23 protein-coding genes and 2 pseudogenes are annotated in these 23,475 nt (G+C 39.4%); 19 read left to right on the top strand and 6 right to left on the bottom strand.

Going from position 1 to position 23,475, the window contains the following annotated elements; translation table 11 throughout:
• The first annotated feature begins 243 nt into the window (after positions 1–243).
• The 3 genes and pseudogenes from xylA to V6D44_RS00390 form a co-directional block, all read left to right on the top strand.
• On the top strand, positions 244–1,581 hold the full coding sequence (gene xylA, locus V6D44_RS00400) for a xylose isomerase (protein WP_202327640.1): 1,338 nt from the start codon (positions 244–246) through the stop codon (positions 1,579–1,581).
• A gap of 168 nt (positions 1,582–1,749) precedes the next feature.
• Positions 1,750–3,252 (top strand): xylulokinase, encoded by a 1,503-nt coding sequence (xylB, locus tag V6D44_RS00395; RefSeq protein ID WP_333516209.1) that lies wholly within the window; start codon positions 1,750–1,752, stop codon positions 3,250–3,252.
• 330 nt (positions 3,253–3,582) lie between these two features.
• Positions 3,583–3,777 (top strand): annotated as a pseudogene (locus V6D44_RS00390) (hypothetical protein); the annotation flags it as partial.
• Between the two features lie 83 nt (positions 3,778–3,860).
• Here V6D44_RS00390 and alr read toward each other — a convergent pair.
• The gene (alr, locus tag V6D44_RS00385) at positions 3,861–5,045 is read right to left on the bottom strand and encodes an alanine racemase (protein WP_087993904.1); all 1,185 of its coding nucleotides are present in this window, start codon (positions 5,043–5,045) and stop codon (positions 3,861–3,863) included.
• A 490-nt stretch (positions 5,046–5,535) separates the two neighbouring features.
• On the opposite strand from alr, the gene V6D44_RS00380 reads away from it, so the two are divergent.
• From V6D44_RS00380 to V6D44_RS00370, 3 genes are all read left to right on the top strand, one after another.
• Positions 5,536–5,997, top strand: coding sequence for a DUF2691 family protein (locus V6D44_RS00380; protein WP_087993901.1), 462 nt, complete (start codon positions 5,536–5,538; stop codon positions 5,995–5,997).
• 30 nt (positions 5,998–6,027) lie between these two features.
• Positions 6,028–6,462: a dUTP diphosphatase DutA gene (dutA, locus tag V6D44_RS00375; RefSeq protein ID WP_087993902.1), complete on the top strand. Its 435-nt coding sequence runs from the start codon at positions 6,028–6,030 to the stop codon at positions 6,460–6,462.
• Positions 6,463–7,128: 666 nt separating this feature from the next.
• Positions 7,129–7,968 carry a thymidylate synthase gene (locus tag V6D44_RS00370; protein WP_253269120.1) on the top strand — a complete coding sequence of 280 codons (840 nt, stop codon included), beginning with the start codon at positions 7,129–7,131 and terminating at the stop codon, positions 7,966–7,968.
• A 122-nt stretch (positions 7,969–8,090) separates the two neighbouring features.
• On the opposite strand, the pseudogene V6D44_RS00365 reads toward V6D44_RS00370, so the two are convergent.
• The 3 genes and pseudogenes from V6D44_RS00365 to cotC all read right to left on the bottom strand — a co-directional run bounded on the left by V6D44_RS00365 (position 8,091) and on the right by cotC (position 9,697).
• A pseudogene (locus V6D44_RS00365) lies at positions 8,091–8,295 on the bottom strand (hypothetical protein).
• 159 nt (positions 8,296–8,454) lie between these two features.
• Positions 8,455–9,177 carry a YrpD family protein gene (locus V6D44_RS00360; RefSeq protein WP_141113395.1) on the bottom strand — a complete coding sequence of 241 codons (723 nt, stop codon included), beginning with the start codon at positions 9,175–9,177 and terminating at the stop codon, positions 8,455–8,457.
• A 316-nt stretch (positions 9,178–9,493) separates the two neighbouring features.
• On the bottom strand, positions 9,494–9,697 hold the full coding sequence (cotC, locus tag V6D44_RS00355) for a spore coat protein CotC (RefSeq protein WP_087991446.1): 204 nt from the start codon (positions 9,695–9,697) through the stop codon (positions 9,494–9,496).
• Between the two features lie 494 nt (positions 9,698–10,191).
• On the opposite strand from cotC, the gene V6D44_RS00345 reads away from it, so the two are divergent.
• The 11 genes from V6D44_RS00345 (at position 10,192) to V6D44_RS00295 (ending at position 20,761) form a co-directional block, all read left to right on the top strand.
• The gene (locus V6D44_RS00345; RefSeq protein ID WP_087991445.1) at positions 10,192–10,452 is read left to right on the top strand and encodes a hypothetical protein; all 261 of its coding nucleotides are present in this window, start codon (positions 10,192–10,194) and stop codon (positions 10,450–10,452) included.
• A 22-nt stretch (positions 10,453–10,474) separates the two neighbouring features.
• A complete protein-coding gene (locus V6D44_RS00340) occupies positions 10,475–10,663 on the top strand; it encodes a hypothetical protein (RefSeq protein ID WP_087991444.1) in 189 nt (62 codons plus the stop codon).
• 160 nt (positions 10,664–10,823) lie between these two features.
• Complete coding sequence (chrA, locus tag V6D44_RS00335; protein ID WP_202327637.1) at positions 10,824–12,014, top strand: chromate efflux transporter; 1,191 nt, start codon at positions 10,824–10,826, stop codon at positions 12,012–12,014.
• A gap of 241 nt (positions 12,015–12,255) precedes the next feature.
• Positions 12,256–13,824 carry a spore germination protein gene (locus V6D44_RS00330; RefSeq protein ID WP_202327731.1) on the top strand — a complete coding sequence of 523 codons (1,569 nt, stop codon included), beginning with the start codon at positions 12,256–12,258 and terminating at the stop codon, positions 13,822–13,824.
• A 27-nt stretch (positions 13,825–13,851) separates the two neighbouring features.
• On the top strand, positions 13,852–14,943 hold the full coding sequence (locus V6D44_RS00325; protein ID WP_087991441.1) for a spore germination protein: 1,092 nt from the start codon (positions 13,852–13,854) through the stop codon (positions 14,941–14,943).
• Positions 14,933–16,141: a Ger(x)C family spore germination protein gene (locus V6D44_RS00320; RefSeq protein ID WP_333516208.1), complete on the top strand. Its 1,209-nt coding sequence runs from the start codon at positions 14,933–14,935 to the stop codon at positions 16,139–16,141. The genes V6D44_RS00325 and V6D44_RS00320 overlap by 11 nt, the downstream gene beginning before the upstream one ends.
• A 156-nt stretch (positions 16,142–16,297) precedes the next feature.
• Positions 16,298–17,104 (top strand): hypothetical protein, encoded by an 807-nt coding sequence (locus V6D44_RS00315; RefSeq protein WP_087991439.1) that lies wholly within the window; start codon positions 16,298–16,300, stop codon positions 17,102–17,104.
• A 4-nt stretch (positions 17,105–17,108) separates the two neighbouring features.
• Entirely contained in the window at positions 17,109–17,729 is a 621-nt protein-coding gene (locus V6D44_RS00310; RefSeq protein WP_333516207.1) for a DUF4166 domain-containing protein, read from the top strand.
• Entirely contained in the window at positions 17,723–19,363 is a 1,641-nt protein-coding gene (locus V6D44_RS00305; RefSeq protein WP_333516206.1) for a YndJ family protein, read from the top strand. Before V6D44_RS00310 ends, V6D44_RS00305 begins: the two co-directional genes overlap by 7 nt.
• 96 nt (positions 19,364–19,459) lie before the next feature.
• On the top strand, positions 19,460–19,771 hold the full coding sequence (locus V6D44_RS00300; protein ID WP_253269124.1) for a hypothetical protein: 312 nt from the start codon (positions 19,460–19,462) through the stop codon (positions 19,769–19,771).
• Between the two features lie 231 nt (positions 19,772–20,002).
• Positions 20,003–20,761: a poly-gamma-glutamate hydrolase family protein gene (locus tag V6D44_RS00295; protein WP_333516205.1), complete on the top strand. Its 759-nt coding sequence runs from the start codon at positions 20,003–20,005 to the stop codon at positions 20,759–20,761.
• Between the two features lie 26 nt (positions 20,762–20,787).
• On the opposite strand, the gene V6D44_RS00290 is transcribed toward V6D44_RS00295, so the two are convergent.
• Positions 20,788–21,240, bottom strand: coding sequence for a YndM family protein (locus tag V6D44_RS00290; protein WP_253269162.1), 453 nt, complete (start codon positions 21,238–21,240; stop codon positions 20,788–20,790).
• Between the two features lie 177 nt (positions 21,241–21,417).
• Here V6D44_RS00290 and fosM point away from each other — a divergent pair, with 177 nt between their 5' ends.
• Both fosM and V6D44_RS00280 read left to right on the top strand, forming a co-directional pair.
• Entirely contained in the window at positions 21,418–21,840 is a 423-nt protein-coding gene (gene fosM, locus V6D44_RS00285; protein WP_333516204.1) for a FosM family fosfomycin resistance protein, read from the top strand.
• 80 nt (positions 21,841–21,920) lie between these two features.
• On the top strand, positions 21,921–22,343 hold the full coding sequence (locus V6D44_RS00280; RefSeq protein ID WP_414958333.1) for a hypothetical protein: 423 nt from the start codon (positions 21,921–21,923) through the stop codon (positions 22,341–22,343).
• A gap of 385 nt (positions 22,344–22,728) precedes the next feature.
• On the opposite strand, the gene lexA is transcribed toward V6D44_RS00280, so the two are convergent.
• Complete coding sequence (lexA, locus tag V6D44_RS00275) at positions 22,729–23,346, bottom strand: transcriptional repressor LexA (RefSeq protein ID WP_087991432.1); 618 nt, start codon at positions 23,344–23,346, stop codon at positions 22,729–22,731.
• Positions 23,347–23,475: the final 129 nt, after the last annotated feature.

Genomic DNA, 23,475 nt, shown 5'->3' with positions numbered 1-23,475 from the left:
TCCATTTGTATAACCTATAAATTAAGTTGAAATTTTTATGTGTTCAGTATGAAACATGGTACATAGCGAATCTTACCCTTATTATATCTAATGTGTTCATAAAAAACGAAAAAAATATTGAAAATGCGGATGAGGTTATATAAGATGAAAATAAGTTAGTTTGTTTGAACAACAAACTAATAAACAATCTACTTACAATATGGCATAAAATGCGCCTGAATTTATTTTTAAGGGGGAAATCACATGGCTCAATCTCATTCTAGTTCAGTTAACTATTTTGAAAGCGTAAACAAAGTGGTTTACGAAGGGACAGATTCCACTAATCCTTTAGCATTTAAATATTATAATGCTCAAGAAGTAATCGGCGGAAAAACGATGAAAGAGCATTTGCGTTTTTCTATTGCTTATTGGCATACATTTACCGCTGATGGCACAGACGTTTTTGGAGCGGCTACGATGCAAAGGCCGTGGGATCAGTATAAAGGAATGGATCTGGCCAAGGCGAGAGTAGAAGCGGCATTTGAGTTGTTTGAAAAACTGGATGCACCATTTTTTGCTTTTCATGACCGAGATATTGCACCCGAAGGAAGTACATTAAAAGAGACGAATCAAAATTTAGATCGTATCGTGAGCATGATGAAAGAGTACATGAAAACCAGCAACGTTAAGCTATTATGGAATACTGCAAACATGTTCACGAATCCACGTTTCGTCCATGGTGCCGCGACTTCCTGCAATGCAGATGTGTTTGCGTATGCTGCAGCACAAGTAAAAAAAGGGCTAGAAACAGCAAAAGAACTTGGCGCCGAGAATTATGTGTTTTGGGGCGGCCGTGAAGGATACGAAACATTGTTAAATACCGATTTAAAATTTGAACTTGATAATTTGGCCAGATTTATGCATATGGCAGTGGATTATGCGAAGGAAATCGGGTATACAGGGCAGTTTTTGATTGAACCAAAACCAAAGGAGCCGACCACTCATCAATATGATACAGATGCAGCAACAACCATTGCCTTTTTGAAGCAATATGGCTTAGACAATCATTTTAAATTAAATCTCGAAGCCAATCATGCCACATTAGCCGGACATACATTCGAACATGAATTACGCATGGCAAGAGTACACGGTCTGCTTGGCTCTGTTGACGCGAACCAAGGTCATCCTCTTTTAGGCTGGGACACGGATGAATTTCCGACAGATTTATATTCCACGACATTAGCAATGTACGAGATCCTGCAAAATGGCGGCCTTGGAAGCGGCGGATTAAACTTTGACGCAAAGGTCAGTAGATCTTCTTTTGAGCCTGATGATTTAGTATATGCCCATATTGCGGGGATGGATGCATTTGCAAGAGGATTGAAAGTAGCTCACAAATTGATCAAAGAACGTGTGTTTGAAGATGTGATTCAACATCGTTATCGCAGCTTTACTGAAGGGATTGGTCTTGAAATTACAGAAGGAAGAGCTAACTTTAATACACTTGAGCAATATGCGCTAAATAATAAATCAATTAAAAATGAATCTGGAAGACAGGAACAATTAAAAGCAATTTTGAACCAATACATTTTAGAAGTATAACAGATGAAAGAGAAGCTCCATACTGCCGTAAAAGATATAGCAGGATAGCCAAGTTACCTGAACTACCCGTCATGATTCCTTACCTCTTGATTATGGATATGACGGGTAATTTCTAAAATTCGGATTTATGTAGAGCGAATGGTTTTTAAAGGGTTAAGGAGTGAAAACATGAAGTATGTCATTGGAATAGATCTTGGAACGAGTGCTGTTAAAACCATTTTAGTTAATCAAAACGGCAAGATTTGTGCAGAAACATCCAAAGAATATCCGCTCATCCAAGAGAAGGCGGGGTATAGTGAGCAAAATCCTGAAGACTGGGTGCAGCAAACAATTGATGCATTGGCTGAATTGGTTTCTATTTCTAACGTTCAAGCCAAGGATATTGATGGAATTAGCTATTCAGGACAAATGCATGGGTTAGTACTGCTTGACCAAGACAAACAGGTGTTACGTCGTGCCATTCTTTGGAATGATACCAGAACGACGCCTCAATGTAACAGGATGACCGAGGTATTTGGCGATCATCTGCTTGACATCACAAAAAACCGTGTTCTAGAAGGATTTACATTACCAAAAATATTATGGGTGAAGGAACATGAACCTGAACTTTTTAAAAAAACTGCTGTTTTTTTGCTTCCGAAGGACTATGTGAGATTCCGTATGACTGGTGCGATTCACACCGAATACTCCGATGCAGCAGGAACTTTACTTTTACATATTACTCACAAGGAGTGGAGTGATGATATTTGCAATCAATTTGGTATTTCTGCAGCTATTTGTCCTCCGCTTGTTGAATCTCATGAATGTGTAGGATCGCTGCTTCCCAATGTTGCGGCGGAGACAGGGCTATTGGAAAAAACAAAAGTGTACGCTGGGGGAGCAGATAACGCTTGTGGTGCTATCGGAGCCGGTATTCTCTCTTCAGAAAAAACACTATGCAGTATTGGGACATCAGGGGTCATACTTTCCTGCGAAGAAGGCAATGAAAGAGATTTTAAAGGGAAAGTGCATTTTTTTAATCATGGAAAAAAGGATTCTTTTTATACGATGGGGGTCACGCTTGCTGCAGGATACAGTTTGGACTGGTTTAAAAGAACGTTTGCACCAAACGTATCGTTTGAGCAATTACTGCAGGGGGTGGAATCTATTCCGATAGGGGCAAATGGACTGTTATACACTCCTTATTTGGTTGGCGAAAGAACGCCGCATGCGGATTCTTCTATTCGGGGAAGCTTGATCGGAATGGATGGAGCTCACAAAAGAGAGCATTTTTTGAGGGCAGTAATGGAAGGCATCACCTTCTCTTTACATGAATCAATTGAGCTATTTCGCGAATCGGGTAAATCAGTTCATACTGTTGTTTCTATCGGTGGGGGAGCTAAAAATGAAACGTGGCTTCAAATGCAGGCAGATATTTTCAATGCGAGGGTGATTCAATTAGAAAATGAACAAGGTCCAGCCATGGGGGCCGCTATGCTAGCTGCCTTTGGGAGTAGGTGGTTTGAATCCCTTGAAGAAGGTGCAGAGCAGTTCATTCGTGAGGCTGCTGTATTTTATCCAAAGGAACAAAATGTTCAAAAGTATAAAACACTATTTGATTTGTATAAGAACATTTACACTCACACAAAGGATCTTAATTCGGCTTTGAAGAGCTTTCGAAAAGCCGAATGAAAAGTGCGGGACGTAAATAGTGTATTATGTTTACACACAACACCCCTCACGTTAACGCAAGGGGTGTTTTCGCTGTTTCTATATCATCCAACAAGCTTAAAAAGCACAATTGACTCTATCTATAAGGAGTTACTAGAACAGATAAAAAAATAGAATTTTATAAAACATCTACTAATCCCTTTTGATCATGAGACGCTGTATGTCTTAAATAAATTCAAGAAGATAAGCGTGCAGAAGCAGAAAAAACACACAACTAGGCAAGAGATCAGACAAGGAGAGCGGTTTACTTGGCGGAAACATTCCCTCATGATGAAGAGAACTTAGTTCTGGGTTAAGTGTTTTTTCCTTTGGATATTAAACTTTGTGATCGGTTTTGTGTACAAATTCATACCGGAAACAAAGGGGCGTACATGTAAAGACCGCAAAGAGCATTTTCGTTCTCGACACGATAAAAATACCATGAAAAATCAGTTCTTAAGGTATAATCAATCATTAATTTGGCGCTTTACATCTCTCAGTTTATAGGAGGTTGGTTTCGGAAAAGTAAAATCCCCCGGTAGAGGAATCTTGGTCAGCATAAAGTATTTGCAAAAAACGTACGTAAAATCCTACACGTACATTACTGGAGTTGATACCTTGATAATCTCGCCATCTCTTATATAAAAACGAGGGATGCGGCGGCTTAATGTTGACACCACTTCGTAGTTAATCGTATTAAGCATGTCAGCAACTTCATCAACGGTGATCTCAGCTCCTTTTTGCTGACCGTAAATCACGACTTCCTCTCCTTGTTTACCTTCACCGTCCTCACCTAAACTAACCATGATCATATCCATTGTCACTCTCCCCGCCACTCGCACTCGTCTTCCGCGATGAAGAACAATTCCGCGATTGGAAAGTTCACGAGAATAACCGTCAGCATATCCGACCGGGAGTGTAGCGATGACTTCATCGGGTTCTGCGATGTATGTAGCCCCATAGCTAACGGTTCGGGGTTCTGTCCGCATGGTTTTCACATAAGCGATGCGCGCCTTTAAACTTAATGCAGGTTCAAGTAAAACGAGGCCTAGTTGTTTAATATAGTCTGAAGGATATAAGCCGTACATGCCGATGCCTAAACGAATCATATCAGCGCTATATTCAGGAAAAGCGATCGCCGCAGCCGTATTGTTCATATGCACGGTGGGCAATTCAATGCCTTGATTTTTTAAAAAGCTGAGAAAACTGATAAATTTATCGTGCTGCAGCTTGGTTAATGTGGTGTCTGGTTCATCAGCTGTTGAAAAATGGGTATAGATACCTGCCCATCTTAGGAATTTACTTGCTGTTAATGCTTTCACTACTGCTAAAAGTTCTTCTTTTGTGCGTAACCCTAATCGACCCATACCGGTATCCACATTAATATGAATACCCAATCGGTCAGTACTCTCTTCGTTTTCCAATATCTTGTTCGCTTTTTGAATCCAATCAACCTGAAATGCTGTTAACTCAATATTCCAAGCCGCTGATTTTTTCACACAACTAAGGGATGTAAAACCAAGCACAAGGATAGGTGCTGTAATGCCCGCTTTTCGTAAAACGATTCCTTCCTCTACGCTGGCAACAGCGAGCTCACTCGCCCCGTTTTCGAGGGCATGGCGCGCCACTTCTACAGACCCATGACCATAACCGTTCGCTTTCACGACAGCCATAATTTTGCTCTTATTTGGAATATGACGGCGAATCGCTCGCAAATTTTTTTTTATGGCATCAAGATCGACTTCGATCCAAACTTCTCGGCAAAGCTTTGTCATCATCGCTTCCTTCCTTCTTATGGAATAGTAAAAACCGCATTTAGCCGCAAAAATAAATGTTAATTGTTGGATGCGTTCAATCTTATTTTATTCAACTTCATTTAAAATCATTCAACAGTAAATCCATGATATACGAGAAGGTGATCATCGATGCCGAAGCTGTACATGAATATTTTCTTTCAATGTTCTATAACCCAAACGTGAAACAATTCTGGTTTCCGAAAAAAATTCCATAAAACGGAAATATCCCCAGATAGACGTACTCTGGAAAAACAAGCAGGACACTTATATGAAGGTACTTATCCGGGCTAACTTATCTTGGAGGACGCGTATTGTTACTGAACATTGGATGCGACTTTAAATGAGAAGATCTGATAATTTGCAAAAGAAGATTGGTGTCAAACGGCAGTCAATTCCTTGTTCCATTAACCTAACATCAGAGTATATAATAAAATTCATATTCAGAAAATCGTTTAAGTGAGGGATAAACATGAAAAGGGGAGTTCATTTTCAAATACCGAATGAATATGGGGATTATTTATGGAGAATACTGCAGCCGTTAGAAATAGATAATTATATGTGGCAAACGAGTGGGGAATCCTATTTTGTTGTAGATGGAGAGCTCGATGATGAGGAGCTCTTTAATGATTACGCGATTGTTGAAGGGACTAACTTAGCGAATCGATTAAAAACCAATCAGTACTATACCATTTTCGTTGAACTGCAAGCATTCCCACTTGGAAAAACGGTTAATCAAGTCCAGACATACGAAGAGTTTGTTGGCAGTGATTGCGAACTTGTCCTTTTGATAGCAGATAATAGCTATGTCTCGATTTACTGTAAAAACAAAAATGCCATTGAAAAACTTTACTTCAATGCATTAAAGAATAATTTTGAAGACGTTCAATTTATAACTGATGAAAACGACACAAGAACAGGACTTACAGTATGATAGTTAATATTTTTAAAGGAGCTAATACATATGACAATGCAAATTAAAATCAAATATCTAGATGAAACACAAACAAGAATCAGTAAAATTGAGCAGGGAGATTGGATTGATCTTCGAGCTGCTGAAGATGTAGCAATTAAAAAAGATGAATTTAAACTTATCCCGTTAGGTGTAGCTATGGAATTGCCTGAGGGTTACGAAGCACATGTCGTTCCCCGTTCAAGTACATATAAGAACTTTAGTGTTATTCAAACAAATTCAATGGGTGTTATCGATGAATCGTACAAGGGTGACAGCGATTTTTGGTTCTTTCCTGCTTATGCATTGCGTGATACAGAGATTAAAAAAGGAGATCGGATCTGCCAGTTTAGAATAATGAAGAAAATGCCGGCAGTTGAATTGGTTGAGGTAGAGCATTTGGGGAATGAAGATAGAGGCGGGCATGGTTCAACTGGAACGAAGTAAAACAATAACCTTGGCTGATTTTTTGAAGGAGGATAATCATGGAGGTTAGCCAAGGTATATCTTATCGTATTCAAAAATCAATAATTTAATATGAAGGATTTAATTATAAACAAATTTTAAAACGAGAAGTTTTGAAAAAGTGAAATCGTAATAACTAAAGTTGATAAAGAACCTAAAGATGTCAAAGAAACAATTTTTCGAATGCTTTGCTTTTTTGAAGGTTTACTTAGTTCTTGAATAACTGCACCCCATAAAAGCATGGATGCTAAAATTATAGTACTCATATACATATCAATGCTCCCTTTCTTACAGTTTTAACATCGCTATCGATTTTACCATATTTAGGCTAGAGATGTCGATGAAGATAAGCATCTCTATAAAAGAATACTTTTATGAAAGATATTAAAGTATAAAGGAAAAAATAGTAATGACACTGATTTAAACCAAATTAAACGGTGTATGTATCAAACTGGCGGTAACTATAAGCTGCGTGACAGACTATGTTATGGAGAAATACAGTGTAAAAGAGGGGCTGACTCCTCTTTAAATACACAGTGATTGGAATAAGAACTCATTTTATCTGCACGTGCTTAGTATTTGCGTTAATATTGTTTTCGTAATAAATTATGCCAAGTAACTGAAAATGAAAGAAGGATATGAATAGTCATGACTCAATTCGATAAACAATACAATTCAATTATTAACGATATTATGAATAATGGAATCTCAGACGAAGAATTTAATGTAAGAACCAAATGGGACTCTGATGGAACACCGGCTCACACACTTAGTGTAATCAGTAAGCAGATGAGATTCGACAACTCAGAAATACCTATTTTAACGACCAAAAAGCTGGCCTGGAAAACGGCCATTAAAGAGCTGCTCTGGATTTGGCAGCTTAAATCTAACGATGTTACTGAATTAAACAAAATGGGCGTACCTATTTGGGATCAGTGGAAACAAGAAGACGGCACCATCGGAAATGCTTATGGATTTCAACTGGGGAAGAAAAACAGAAATCTAAATGGAGAAAAAGTGGATCAGGTCGATTATCTTCTTCAGCAATTGAAGAACAACCCATCTTCACGGAGACACATTACAATGCTATGGAATCCGGATGAACTAGACTCAATGGCCTTAACACCATGTGTATACGAGACACAGTGGTACGTTAAACAAGGGAAGCTCCACCTAGAGGTAAGAGCGAGGAGCAATGACATGGCCTTGGGGAATCCCTTCAATGTATTTCAGTATAATGTTTTGCAGCGCATGATTGCTCAAGTGACTGGTTATGAGCTTGGTGAATATATCTTTAATATTGGCGATTGCCATGTGTACACACGTCATATAGACAATTTGAAAATTCAAATGAAAAGAGAACAGTTTGAAGCACCTGAATTATGGATCAATCCTGAAGTTAAAGATTTTTATGACTTTACCATAGATGATTTCAAGTTAATCAACTATAAACATGGGGACAAGCTTTCATTTGAGGTAGCGGTTTAATGCTGCCTCTTTATTGATTAATAGGCAATCTTAATTTTATTAAGACATCTTGAAGATGAATTAAATTGAGCTAAAAGATATATATGCTATAGACTCATATGAAAAAGTAAAGTTAATCTTTTTTATTTAGAAGAAAGAAAATATCCTAATTTTGAAACTAAATACAAAGTAAAAGCGATCATTAAAGTTCTTGATATCACAATTCCATGAATATCCAGGTCATATCCAGCAGGTATCAACGCTTTTGTATTAAACATAAAATATTGATATTAGAAGAGCTATTATAACCAAAAGCATTCCAAAAGGACCTGTTTTTCCATATTTCATACTAATTTTCCACCCTATATTTAAATGATAAGCAAATACAAGAGCTGTAGAGTCTGTGATGATTTCTAATATAATCCGAGCTATGCACTGCATGCCGTTTTTTGTGTAATTGTCCTAATAAAACCGCCTGGCAATGCCGGCGGCCTTTTGCTGTTTCGTTTATTTATTAACAGAAATTGAAACGTTATTTCCTGAAACAGAAACAGTTGCGAAATCCTGCGTATCTACCACAGGAGTGACGGCTTTATTGTCGATTGTAATGTTGTTAAAGGCTGTCGAAAAGGTTGCTTTGATGGCAGAACGCTGACTTTCATACGAAACAGCCGCGGTAGCAAGAGTTTTCCATTTTGAGATTGTGCCGATATTGGTTCCTTGGATTTCTGTGATAATCCGGCCTGTATACCCGTCATTGTTCGTTCCCCAAAGGGTCATGCGTGTATTGCCGTTCAAATTTTTATAGATTGTCATTTGGACTGTGCTTCCAGGACGAAAACCTTTGGTATATGTGAATTTGTCTTTTCCTTCGATGTACGTTTCATCATTTTTGGATCCGACCTTCATGAGAGGCTTCCAGACGTTGTATTGTTTGCTGTACTGAAGCCCGAGATCTGCCTCAGTTCCGCTTTTTGCGCTAAATCCTGAATAAATATACGGAGTAGAGACCGAATCATCATTTTTCACGGTGTCAGGAAGCTTGATTTTAGCTGTGAAAACGGCGCCAGTACTGTTCAGGTAGGCGCGGCCGCCGATTCCTTTAGGCAGCTGGGTAGCTGCTTTTGCGACCTGAGTGTCTGCCGCGGGTAAGCCAGGAATACCCGATGATAGTGTTCCGAAAAGAACTGCTGTTCCTACTGCACCTGCAATTAATACTTTTTTCAACACAATTCCCCCTTTTGATAATGGTTTCGTCATTTATTATACCTTATTTTGGAACTGGATTTGTGGATATAAATCGACAAAATATTTCATCTTATTCATACATTTCATATTGGTGGTTTTGTCGAAAAACGGTTACTTCAATCTGACTTATATATTATTGCATAAGCATTTATAAACTAATTAAACTATGTACTAAATATTCAATATAAATTTAAGATCAGTCATTAGGCGTAAATAAAAAAGCAGCGAAAGTTGGTCAAACAAAAAAACCCGGCATTCAACCGGGGAAAAAGTGAAAATGAGGAGATGTTAATGGAATTTAGTAATGTTTCTTATGCTTTTTATACTCTACAACATAATCATAGTCTTTTTTGTCGTGGTCATAATATTTTTTGTCATAATCACAGTCGTAATCTTTTTTATCACGGTGATCGTAGTATTTTTTATCATATTCATAATATTTCTTATAATACGTTTTTTTGACCGTATAATACTCTTCTTTATATTTTTTGTAATAACCCATATATACTCCTCCTTTATTGTTCATACGCTTTATCATATGGCGAATTGATTGTGCGGCTTGGACAGTTACAATCATAGAAGGAAAAAAGGGCTGTCCAAAATCACTCAGAAAAATCCGATTTTTCATCGACCGCATCATTTATCTTATATTAGTTTATCTTCTATGTTTCTGAATCACTCTTTTTCTTACATTCTGAGTCAGTCTGCTGGTCGATTCTGATAAGGTTTATTCTGCACGAAGGGCGAAATGAAAACGAGGCCTTATGAAGAGGAGCCTGCCTCCCAGACTTTCTGAATAGGCGCCCCCAGAGTAATGTTTTCCGTAATATCTCGTAATGGATTTTCATGATTTTGATCCATTTCGTTTACCTCTTGACAGATGATGTTTTTTCAATTAAATCATATAATAACTAATAAGGTCATGGCCATCGCCATCGCTTTCATTATTTATTTGCAGTCAGTTCATGAACATTTCTGTCAAAGGGGGAGTTCTGCATGTATGAGAAAGAAAATACAGCGAGAGAGTGGAAAGTGTATATTTTCGTCTTTTTGTTTATGATTGTTTGTGCAGCTGCAATTGTTATTGGTGGAGAAAAAATCCGGTTCAACCAAATTGTTTTGCGAGGATTTGATGGGTTCATCAGTTTTGTTTTATTAGCCAACGTACTGTATTTCTGGAGGCGGAGCAAGGGGATCGCCTTTTTTTCAGGAGTTTTTGCTGTACTCAATTTCATGATGGTCATTTCTTTGAGTTAGAATCTAAAACAGGAGGTTTTTTATGCTTGGAAAAATCAAAGCAGCCATTGATAACAGTCCGGGAAAGCCGGCTAGGATTGTAGTCAGTGAAAAAACGTTTCAGCAACTGGAGAAAGAGATGCGTTTTGTTTACGTTTCTAAACCGAAAACGATAATGGGAACACCTGTGGAAGTGTCAGATCAGGCAGAAAGCTTCAAACTGGAATATTAATTGATTCCGAACTGAAAAAAGGCTCAAAATGAGCCTTTTTTTATCATATAGTTAAGATTCGTTATCATTTCAACCAAGCGCTTGCAAACATGGTTCAGTTTTTTATACTTAAGTGGAGTATTTCTGCTTTTTTAAAATGCTGAGAACATGGGAGGAAGCGATGCGCGAACATAAGAGCAACAGCTTTAAAACGCTGATAGAAATTTTAATTGTTTCAACAAGACTTGGGTTTACATCATTCGGAGGTCCCATTGCTCATCTGGGCTATTTCTATGAAGAATATATTCGCAAAAGAAAATGGCTTGATGAAAAAAGCTATGCCGATTTGGTTGCTTTGTGCCAATTCTTGCCTGGTCCGGCGAGCAGTCAAGTTGGGATTGGGATTGGTGTTATGCGTGGCGGGTTACTTGGCGGGATCGTTTCATTTCTCGGCTTTACGCTGCCCTCTGTTTTGGCACTGATCATATTTGCTCTTTTATTAAAACACACCAATATAGAGCAAGCCGGATGGATTCATGGTTTAAAGATCGTAGCGGTGGCAGTTGTTGCCCACGCTATAGCGGGAATGGCTCAAAAACTGACGCCCGATGTCAAACGAAAAACGATCGCATTGTTTGCATTGATTGTTTCACTTTTATGGCAAACCGCGTATACCCAAGCTGGCATTATCGTCATCTCCGCAGCGATTGGTTTTCTGGTGTTTAAAGAGTCTATCGACAAAAAAGAATCAGCTTTTCATTTTCCTATCTCTAAGACATTCGGAACCGTGTGTCTTTCATTATTTTTCGGATTGCTGGTTCTTCTGCCCGTCCTTCGAGAAACTGCGGATTTGCGTTGGCTTTCTATGTTTGACAGCTTTTACAGGGCGGGTTCCTTGGTTTTTGGCGGGGGACATGTTGTATTGCCCTTATTGGAACAGGAATTTGTACCAGCTGGAATGATCAGCAAAGAAGCATTTTTAGCAGGATATGGTGCAGCACAAGCTGTGCCGGGACCGTTATTTACATTTGCCGCTTATCTAGGTGCAGTCATGGGCGGCTGGCAAGGCGGAATGTTAGCTGCCATTGCCATTTTCCTGCCGGCGTTTTTGCTGATTTTAGGTACGTTGCCCTATTGGGATGTTTTGCGGAGGTACCCTAACCTAAAGGGAGCTCTTGCAGGCGTAAATGCAGCGGTAGTCGGAATATTAATTTCAGCTTTTTATTTTCCGATTTGGACAAGTGCGATTTTGAATCCAATTGATTTTGCGTTTGCGGCCGTATTGTTCAGTATGCTTGCTTATTGGAAACTGCCTCCGTGGGTTGTTGTGTTCACTGGTGTGATTGGCGGCTTTCTTCTGAACCTTCTTTAATCTTGATTTCTCTAAAGCGTGATGAAGATATTCATCATGCTTTTTTTATTGTCAAAAAAGAGGAACATAAAAAATAGATGTATGGGAAAAATAATCCTATTAGAGAGAAAGGAATTTACAGATGGATAATATGATATCAACACTTACTGACTGGACAGTATGGTTTCAAGCATTCGTTGTATTCCTCATTCCATATGCAATCAATAAAGTATTTACTTGGATTGAAAAATAAGAAGGTGCAATCATGAGGTGGCGGAACAATCAGCACAAAACACAGAAGCAGCATCAAGGCTCAGATCAATCTAAAGCTGAAAAGCCGGATCAAGAAGTGTTAACCGGTAACTTTGGGTGCGACATTGAGCTATTCAAAAGAAAAATCGGGCATAACGGAGACGTTCATATCCGGGAATTTGAGATCACTCATTTACATGTGAAAGCAGCATTGATCTTTGTTGATGGACTGTCTGATCAAGATTCGATTAATAAAGGAGTATCAGCGTTGCTGGTCATGAATCAGCCTAATCAGGTAAGAGAGGACATTTCTCAATCTGGAAAAGGCATTTTAAATTCGCAGGATATAAAGAATCAAATCGGATCAATCTGTAATGTCGTAGAAGCAGAAAAAATAAGTGATGTCGTGCTGGATGTTTTCATGGGTTCAACAGCGCTTCTTATCGATGGAATGCCGCAGGTCTTTCTTCTTGGAACCATAAAGAAACAAAATCGAAGCATTGAGGAGCCGCTATCTGAAGCGCTTGTCAGAGGGCCGCGTACGGGCTTTACAGAAGAGTTGAGTACGAATACAGCTCTTTTAAGGCAGCAAGGAAAAAATGATCAATTAACATTTCAGAGATTTGAAGTAGGGACAAGGCTAAAAAAGGATTTAATCATCGCTTATATGTATGACATAGCAGATCCAGAAGTGGTCGAGGAAGTAAAAAAAAGAGTGAAAGGAATTGAGATCGATCATCTGCCGGAATCTGGATATGTTGAACAGCTGATCGAGGATAATTATCTCAGTCCCTTTCCGCAAGTACAAAGTACAGAACGGCCTGATCGCGTCATCAGCGGATTAATGGAAGGCAGAGTAGCCATTCTGCTTGACGGCACCCCGTTTGCTTTGCTTGTTCCGGTCACTTTCAGCATGGTGCTTCAATCGCCTGAAGATTATTATGAACGGTGGTTCCCAAGTTCATTTATCAGATTACTGAGGTTCATTGCAGCAATCATCACGTTATTTGCACCGGCTTTATATATATCATTTATTTCTTTTCATCCAGGATTAATTCCAACCAAACTGGCAATTTCAATTTCCGGGACGCGTCAGGGTGTTCCATTCCCATCAATCATTGAAGCTTTATTTATGGAAATTGCGATCGAAATTTTACGAGAAGCGGGGCTTCGTCTGCCAAAACCCATCGGACCTGCGATAGGCATCGTTGGCGGGTTAATTATCGGGGAAGCAGCTGTGCAAGCGGGCATTGTCAGTCCTATTATGGTCATTGTTGTTGCGCTCACAGCAATCTCTTCATTTGCCATCCCGCATTACAGTACAGGCATCGCACTTCGGATGCTTCGGTTTGGCGCGATGTTTTGTGCGGCGGTGTTTGGGTTATTTGGAGTTATTATGTATTATCTGCTGTTAAGCAGCCATGTCGTAAAGTTGAAAAGCTTTGGTCTTCCATACGCAAGCCCAGCGGTCCCTTATTATGTGAAAGATTGGAAAGATTTTATCATCAGAATGCCTCTCTTAGTCATGAAACGCAGACCAAAAATCATGAATACAGATAATGCAAAACGGGTGAAATGACGACTTCGACAGGATGGTGATAATCTCATGTCCAGCCCAAAGAGTAAAATTACAACCGCACAAGCAACGGTGATCATTATTAATTATATGCTCGCTGCAGGAGTTCTCACGCTCCCTCGGACAGTAACAGAACAAACAAAATCACCTGATGGATGGATTTCCATTTTATTAGGCGGGGTTATCGCGATCATTGCCGGAATAGTCATCGTGAAATTAAGCCAGCAGTATCCTGAGGAGACGTTTTATGAATATGCTGGTCATATTGTAGGCAAATGGCTCGGCGCTTTAATCAGTCTCATTTTCATTACTTATTTTTTAGCTCTCGGTGCCTTCGAAGTGAGAGTCATGTCAGAAATTGTTGTGTTTTTTCTCCTTGAAGGGACGCCATCGTGGGCGATAGTCATGACTGTTCTTTGGATCGGGCTTTATTCAATTACACAAGGGCTCGATCCCATTGCCCGGCTTTTTGAAATGATCTTTCCGGTTACGGTCATCATCTTTTTAACCGTAGCGGTCATGAGTATAGGTATATTTGAGGTCAACAATTTACGCCCTGTATTAGGAGATGGAATCATGCCGGTTCTCAAAGGAGTGAAAACAACGGCCCTTTCGTTTACATGTTCTGAAATTATGCTTATTCTAGTAGCGTTTATGAAGAAGCCGAAAAAGGCGTTGAAAGCGGTTGTAATCGGGACAAGTGTTGTGACATGTTTTTATATTTTTACGCTGATTATGGTTATCGGTGCAATATCCGTTGACGGTGTTGTAACGAGAACATGGCCGGCACTTGACCTGATGAGAAGCTTTGAGATATCTGGTTTAATATTTGAACGATTTGAATCATTCCTGCTAGTCATTTGGATTATGCAGCTTTTTGCCACGTTCATTATCACTTTTTATGCAGCTTCTTTAGGAGTCTCGCAAGTTTTCAAAAAGAAACCCGTTTCATGTATGTTTTGGCTGCTTCCTGTTGTTTTTATTCTCTCTTGCATGCCCAAAAATGAAAATGATGTGTTTATTTTGGGCGATATGGTCAGTCATATGGCTTTGTATATATTTGGCGCTCTGCCTATTTTGCTTTTAGTCATATCGAAATGGAGGAAAAGAGGTGAAACGTAAAATCAAACATCCAGTGTCCGCTATTGTCATCGTATGTTTGTTTATGATTTGTGTAACAGGGTGCTGGAGCAGCAGGGAAATAGAAGAGCTTGGTCTCACATTTGCTGTCGCAATTGATAAAGGAAAAGAAACAAATACTGAAAAAGAGTTAAAAGAAGAGGGAGGGAGCTATCCAAAACAAGACAACCTTACACTGACCTATCAATTTGTTAATGAAAAAGTGGTAGGTGCGGGGCAAAACGGAGGAGGCGGACAAGGAACGCAAAAAGCGTATCAAAATATAAGTGAAACAGGTGATTCGTTACAACAGATTGGGAGCGAGGTTGCGTTAAGAAGGGATCGTGAAGTGTTTAGCCCGCATTTAAAAGTGGTTGTCATGAGTGAAGATGTATTGCGTACATATCCTATCGACAAAATGCTGGATCAATTTTTTCGTGATAATGAAATCAGGCTGAGCTGTCTTGTTTTATCTGCAAAAGGGAAGGCGAGAGATGCCCTCAAACTGAAAGAGAGTGATGAAATTCCGGCATTTCGGCTGACTGGATTAGTTGAGAATGAACATAAAGTTTCCAGAATACTTCGCCCTGTAACACTCGCGAAACTAATCGGTAAACTGCATTCCGGCAGCAGTTTTTTACTGCAAAATGCAGTCTCGGCAAATGGAGCGGTCAAGTATTCCGGATCAGCGGTTATTAACGGGAAGTCTAAAAAAATGATCGGCTTTTTAGATGAATATGAAACGGAGGGAATTGCTTGGATTGCCGGAGGAGGAAAAGGCGGAGTTGTAAAGTGCTATGATAAAAAGAGCCAGCAGATTATCGCGTACGATATCAATTATATAAAAAGTAAAATCAAGCCTATAATAAAAGGAACGGATATATCATTCCATGTCGATATTGAATCGGAAGGGGATTTGGTTGAAAACTGGAACACAAATGAGACGTTGGACACACAGTTTATAGAACGTCTTGAAAAGAATATTGAAAACGAAGTGAAAAAAATAGTCGGTCATGTATTAAAAAAAATCCAGCAAGATTATAAAGCTGATGTTGCGGGTTTTGATGAATCATTAAGACTTGAACATCCGGACTTATGGAAAAAGGTGAAAAAGAACTGGGATGACACCTTCAGTAAGGCCGACATCACGTACAGTGTAAACACCACAATTACTCATTATGGAACGGTTAAAACTCAGTAATGAATCAAATAGATTTTTAAAAAGAAGAGAAAGAAACATCTCTTCTTTTTCTTATGCATTTTTCAGGATGAAGATACTTTTTTGGGGGTAAATGCATTTTTTAAAACAATCAATATGATAATATGAAATTGCTTAAAATAGAAGGGAGGAGGGGCTGTGAGACAGAAACCGATTTATGTAGAAATCGAAATGAGATCTGACCTGGATACGCTCTGGGAATATACGCAAACCCCAGCGCTGCATAAAGAATGGGATCTCCGGTTTTCAAATATCACATATTTGCCTAAGCAGCAATACCAAAAGCAGAAGTTTCTTTACGAAACAAGAATAGGTTTTGGGCTAAAGGTATCGGGTACAGGAGAAACAGTCGGTGTTTTCGACAAATATTCATCTGAAAGAGTTTCTTCACTGGCTTTTGGCTCTGATCATCCGTTATCCCTGATTAGGCGCGGTAATGGCTACTGGAAGTATATACAGCGAGACAACGGGAACATAACGTTTTTAACACAGTACCAATACAAAACAGCCTACGGACTGCCGGGAAGATGGATCGATCGTTTATTTTTTCGGCCGCTGCTTGGCTGGGCGACTGCATGGAGCTTTGATGTACTAAGGCTTTGGATTGAGCAAAACAAACATCCGAAACACTCCATTCGATCGGCTATCGTCTATGTGTTCATATGCTTATTTTTTAGTCTGTTTTGGTTTTATCAAGGCTTTACAGGTTTTGAAACAAGTATCTTTGCAGGAACAGCGAAGATAGGATGGGGTATTCTGTGGCTCATTCCATTAAAGAAAAAATGGATCATTCATGCAGTCCAGGCTTTTATCTATGCTGGATTCGTTTTTTTAGGTTCCGAGATATTATTATCAATTCTGTTGAGTGTGTTTTCTGCGGCAAGCGGCGTTCTTAATCTTCAGCTCCCTAGTGCCCGGCACACTAAACGAAAGAGAAAGAAGTGACATTGTGAATACGATTTATGAAAAAACAATCAAGAACTATTATTTGCTGCATCCCAAGCTGCAAAAACGATATCAATTAGACGAAGCTCATACATTCTGCGGGACAGGAACGATGTCAGAAATAAGCGGAGGCTCTTTTCTGGTCAGAATGCTGTTAAAGCTGGGTGTTTTTTTCAGGTGCTTCTTTTCAGAAAGAGGCAAAGACATCCCTTTTACGATACAAAATAGAACTTGTCTTATGAATCGGGATCATATCGGGATAGAATGGAATCGTACATTTTATTTTAAAGGCAATAAACGTTTCTTTGACGCGATCATGGTATACGACGAAAAAGAAGATAGAATACTTGATTTCTTCGGCAGACCTCATCTTCTGCTGTCTGTTTTAGCGTTCGAGGCATCTCCTGATGGCTCTCTTACGATTACATCGGGAAAGCAATGGCTATTGCTATGCGGAAAACGAATACCGCTGCCAAAATGGCTGACGGGTACGTCCGTTGTTTGCGAAACGTTTGATGAAAGCAAGAATTGCTTCACCATTCAAGTGCATGTGCAAAATACAATTCTCGGCACTCTTTTCTATTATAAAGGAACGTTTCAGGAAGAAGAGAGAGAATCATGTTAAAACGAAATGGCATGATCAGTACGCTTTATTTTATAGGGTTTCTTGCAGCGGAAACACCCCATCTATCAGTGGCAGAGGCGCTTGTTTTGTTATCCATCCTCTTTTTCGTTCCGGGTATTTTTCCTTTTGTCTTTCATCAATCGCCGCTTCGGGCTGCTCAATATCTGGAATCTGGTTTCATACAGTGCTATCCGGCAGCCGCTTTCTTTGCGGTGCTGGCTCTTGTGACAGACATCGGGTGGTTCGCTCTGATCTGGTGGATCTACACTGTCTTTATGGCGTTGTACGCGCTCCTTCGCTTGCGGGATACAAAGATACATAGAATCGAAGAGACCTCAGTTTTGTTCGGGCTTATCTATTTGGCGGGGGGAGGGTTTTGGTTTTTTGCTTATGCTGCACATTTGCAGATCATGCAATTTGGCCCGCTTATCATTTTGCTGACTGCAGTCCACTTTCACTATTCAGCTTTTCTGATCCCGATCTTTAACGGCTTGCTCGGAAGAACCGCCAGAAATAATCGGATGTTGTATAGTTGGATAACATGGGTGATTTTGTTTTCGCCCATTCTTATCGCACTTGGCATCACATATTCAAAAACACTTGATGTCATTGCGGTTGGCATCTATATGGCGGCGCTTTATCTTCATGCATATTTGGTGTTTACCACAGCTTTTCGCAGCAAGACGGGAAAAATTCTTATTCGGCTTTCTTCTGCCGTTTTAATGTTAACGATCACTTTTTCGATGATTTATTCATTTGGTGTGTTTCGGCAGGAAGTTACACTGAGCATCAATCAGATGATTTGGATTCACGGTTTTATCAACGCGTTTGCTGTGATACTGCCCGCTCTCATCGGATGGAGAATAGAAGATCCAAAGCCTTTTGATGCAGACAGTGTAAAGATATTCAGCCGCATCTACGGAAAAAGAAGGATTGGAAAAGCCTTTTTAGCTGAGATTCAAGCTGAAAATAACGCTCAATACAGAGGGCTTGTGGATGATATGGAAAGCCTTCGTTCAAAAGATTTTTCACCCGAAAAACTGGCGCCGTTCATTCTATCGTTTTATGAACAAACCGTTGATTATGACGTTAAAGCAAAAGTGACGTGGAGCACGTGGTTTCGGCCGCTTGCATTTGTTTACGAATGGTTCAGCAGAAAAATCGGCCAAATACATCTGTCGACGAACCCTGATTGGTATAAAATGAACAGCACCATAAAGGGTGTTCATTCGAAAAAAGACGGAAGAAAAAGAGTGCGTGCCTGGATCAGAACAAATGAAAAAAACGAAACCATTTTTACCGCTCTATATTCAGTGTATCGTTCAAATGAAGAGGGGTATATGAACATCTCTCTCCCGCTTCCATTCAGCAGCATGATAGGCATTTTAAAGCCTTATCATCATCATGAGAAACTGGTTTTGACAAGCAGGCGGAGAAAAAACGGAGCTGGAGATGAGGGAATTTATCTGCAAACCAGAGCGGGAACTTGTCCGCTTCCTTTATCTGAGACCTTTCTGATAGAAGCTTCGCATGACAACAGATTAACCGCTGTTCATCATATGTGGCTGTTTGGATTAAAATTTCTAACTGTACATTACATTATTACATATTGTCGTCCAAATGAAAGAACCTAACACAAAAAAATGGCTTCGTCTGACAGCTGTTTGACGATTCGATCAGCTGCACTCCAATTCTGCGCCGCATCTAAACGGGAAAGGAAGTGACTAGCGATGTTTTATATCAGTTTATTTCTGGTTCTTTGGCTGGCTGCTGGATTTGCAGTGGGAATGAAACAAGTGTATGTCGATCAGCTGTTTGGTAAAGATATGATCGAAAGGCTGGAAAAAGAGAAGGGGGATCACAAGCGTGCTGACCGGTTTATCAAACATCGTGTTCTTTACATCGCAGCAGTAACATTAAGCGGGTTTATCGCTGTTTATCATGAAGTGAAAACAATCCCGCAAAGGCGAAAAATAAGAAAAATTGAAAAAAACATCATGAAACTGAAAGAAGCAAAGAAACGAAGAATCAATAGAAAATAAAAATGCACAGGCCAAAGAGCAGGTGCGTTTTTATTTTGGTTTGCTATGGGAATTGGGATACAGGCGGTGCCAATACCTTTTCATAAATTCAAAAATGAGAAGAACAGCGCCCGGGCTAATGGTATATAATATTGTGAATTTAACAAAAATTTAACAAGGAGGACGAGAGAATTCGTGCTAAAGCCTCAAAGAAACCGACATCCTGTTGATTTGGACTTAGAGGCGGAGTAGATGAAACCGGCCAAAGTATCCCTGCTCCGCCGTTTGCTCCATTCCTTGAAGCATGTTGATTGTAACATAGCCAAACGTTTCCCATCAACTCTTAAAATTGTAAAATTATTGATTGTTTTTGTGATGTTCATTCCGATTTCTTCAATTTACGCGGAAGATGTCTATCAGAATTTTGAGGAATTAAAAAACAATGAAAAGCCTTCAGATTACCGTATTGTTACGAAAGAAACCGGCAGTCCTGTCCTTATTTTAGCCATTCACGGAGGAGGTATTGAAGGCGGGACAAGTGAAGTAGCGAGAGAGCTCAACAAAGAGTCTTCGATGTATTTATTTGAAGGCTTAAAATCGTCAGGAAACTCTGTGATGCATATTACGAGTACGCATTTTGATGAGCCCCGGGCCTTGAGGATGACGGGAAGTTATGAATATGTCATTTCATTGCACGGGTATGCAGAAGAAGATCAGCAGATCGAAGTCGGCGGTACAGATCGCGTAAGAGCGGCAGATTTAGTTGAAGAACTGCAAAATGCCGGTTTTCCTGCTGTCTTGCTCAGTACAGACCATCCGCATGCAGGCGTTAGTCCGAATAACATTGCAAATAAATCAAAAACAGGTTTGAGTATCCAGATCGAAATGAGCACAGGTTTTAGAAAATCTTTGTTTGGCGTATTTTCTTTAAAAAGCAGATCTGTTACTCAAAATGAGAGGTTTTATGATTTTACCGAAGTGATGTCCCGTTTTCTGAAAAGTAACTACTGAAAAATAGGAGGCCATAAGCCGGCCTCCTATTCCTCATGCTTCTCATTGGTAACGTCAGGAAGCAATTCGTCTGCGGCTTCTGTTTGATATTGAAGGGTGTTATCCCTGGCTGTCAGTTCATTTCGGAAGGTTTCATCCAGCACATTCTTCAGCAAATACCGATGAAAAAAGTATTCAAAAACAGTAATACAGACAGCGGAAAGAAGAGCGGCTGCAAACGGTGAGAAATCATTTCTTGTTTGGGTTAAAGCAAAGACCCAAATCATAACGAATGAAAGTCCAAAGTCAGCCAATGAAGCTATAATATTGTTTGTTCTCGGAAGGACGAGCATGTCACCGGAAAGGTATGAGACAAAACCTAAGAAAAGTGCAATAAACATCACACTTAGAAAGGATGCGTAGTAGACCCTGTCCAATATTACATATAAAAGGGCGAGAGTGAAAGCAATCTTTGAAGAAAGTGCAATGAGATGTTTCATTTGATCACCTAAGTTGTTATTTTTAAGGAAAATCCTTTTCTTAATCGTCATCTTTGTTACAGTCATTATTTTAAACAATTCGGTTTTGTTTACACTGGTATTTTTTTCTTGTTGAATGAAACCTTCTTGGCGCAAAAACGTACATATGGTTGATCAGCTTTAGAGGGGGAATTTATTGTGGAGATAAAAGGAATCAATCATTTGTTATTTTCTGTTTCTCATTTGGACACATCAATCGATTTTTATCACAAAGTGTTTGATGCCAAGCTGCTGGTAAAAGGAAGAACAACAGCATATTTTGATTTGAATGGCATCTGGCTTGCACTTAATGAAGAGCCTGACATTCCGAGAAATGACATTAAAGCATCATATACTCATATTGCTTTTACTATTGAAGATCGTGAGTTTGAGGAAATGTCAGCAAAATTGAAAAGGCTTCATGTTCATATACTGCCTGGAAGAGAACGAAATGAACGCGATCAAAAGTCTATTTATTTTACCGACCCAGACGGCCATAAATTTGAATTTCATACCGGAACCCTTCAAGACAGGCTTCGTTATTATAAACAAGAAAAAACGTATATGAAATTTTATGATTGAAACGGCCTCGAGATATCGCAAAGAACATATACATAAATGTGAATAAAGGTTAAAATATGGTAAATGGGGGTTGGTTGAAAATGAAGATACTGGCCTTAACGGCAGTTTTGACGTGTTTTTTTGGCATTGGCAGTACCCATGCGTCAGCATTAGATTTTGATCACAAAACAGACTTTATTTTAAATGACAGCACAAAGTCGTTTGTTCTGGAAAATATCAGTGATGTTCCGGCAATCGAATATTTTTTAGGCTATCAGTTTACGATCTTGGGAGCCAATAGTTGTTCAGTTGAGCTTAAACTTCAACGGATGGGGCTTACGGGGCAATATACCACGCTGAGCACGAAACAATTCAGAGGCAGTTGGTTTGATTTTAGTGCTCAGGATAAAGTTTCAATTGATCCATTTCATCGATACCGTATCTTTGCAGAAGAACATTCGGAAAACTGCACAAGTGTTCGAGTAAAAGGGAGTTATGGTATTCAATATTTTCATTTTGATTGAAGCTCACGATGATAAAGGTGAGCTGTTTTTTTACATAAAATAGAACTAACTAAACTATGTACTAAATTTTCACATAAATTAATTGCCGCGCTCTCTGCATAAATCTAATTCCGTATCATTCCACGACCTAGTAATGAAACGTTTTTAAGCAGATCACGTCTAATGTTTTAAACGGACAACATTTCGATAAAAAGTTTCCTAAAGGAAAGAAAATTTCTTGACTTCAACAATTGTTTGGTGGATAATTATGGTGTAAACATGATGTTCTTTTCCTCCTATTCAGGCTCGCACCTAAAATTCAGGGCGAGCCTGCTTTTTTTGATACAATAAACCCCCTCTTCATAAAGGAAGAGGGGGTTATTTCATCATCTGATAGTTCAATAGATTAATGGACGGTTCTGAACACGCCAATTACTTTCCCTAGAATGCTGACATTCTGTAAGATGATAGGTTCCATCGTTGGGTTTTCAGGCTGTAAGCGAATGTGAGTATCCTCTTTATAGAAACGTTTTACCGTAGCTTCATCATCTTCTGTCATCGCAACGACAATTTCCCCGTTGTTTGCTATGTTTTGCTGTTTAACGATGACATAATCTTTATCGAAAATACCAGCGTCAATCATACTGTCTCCCATAATTTCAAGCATAAACACATGCTCGTCCGGGGGAACCATACGGTCAGGAAGCGGAAAATATTCTTCAATATTTTCTATTGCTGTAATAGGAGATCCCGCCGTGACTTTCCCGATGACCGGTACATTAACGACCTGGCTTTGCGGAATGTCTACTTCTTCATCAAGAATTTCTATCGCTCTTGGTTTTGTCGGATCTCGTCTGATCAGCCCTTTTGTTTCCAAGCGGGCCAAGTGGCCGTGGACAGTTGAACTGGACGCAAGCCCGACAGCCTCTCCGATCTCTCTTACGGAAGGCGGATATCCTTTTGATTTAACCTCTGCTTTAATAAAACGGAGGATATCAAGTTGCCTTTTTGATAGCTTCGTCATTTTTCGCACCTCAAAACGTCGATTTTAAGAAGATTATAGCATGATTTTCCTTACAGTACAAACATAGGTTCGAAAAAACAATTGACAGAAACGTTTGTTCGTATATACTGAAATTATAAAAAGCGAACA

The sequence above is a fragment of the Bacillus sp. 0209A genome (assembly GCF_036765095.1).
Lineage (GTDB): Bacteria > Bacillota > Bacilli > Bacillales > Bacillaceae > Bacillus > Bacillus subtilis_G.
This window is presented reverse-complemented; position numbering and strand designations above follow the sequence as displayed.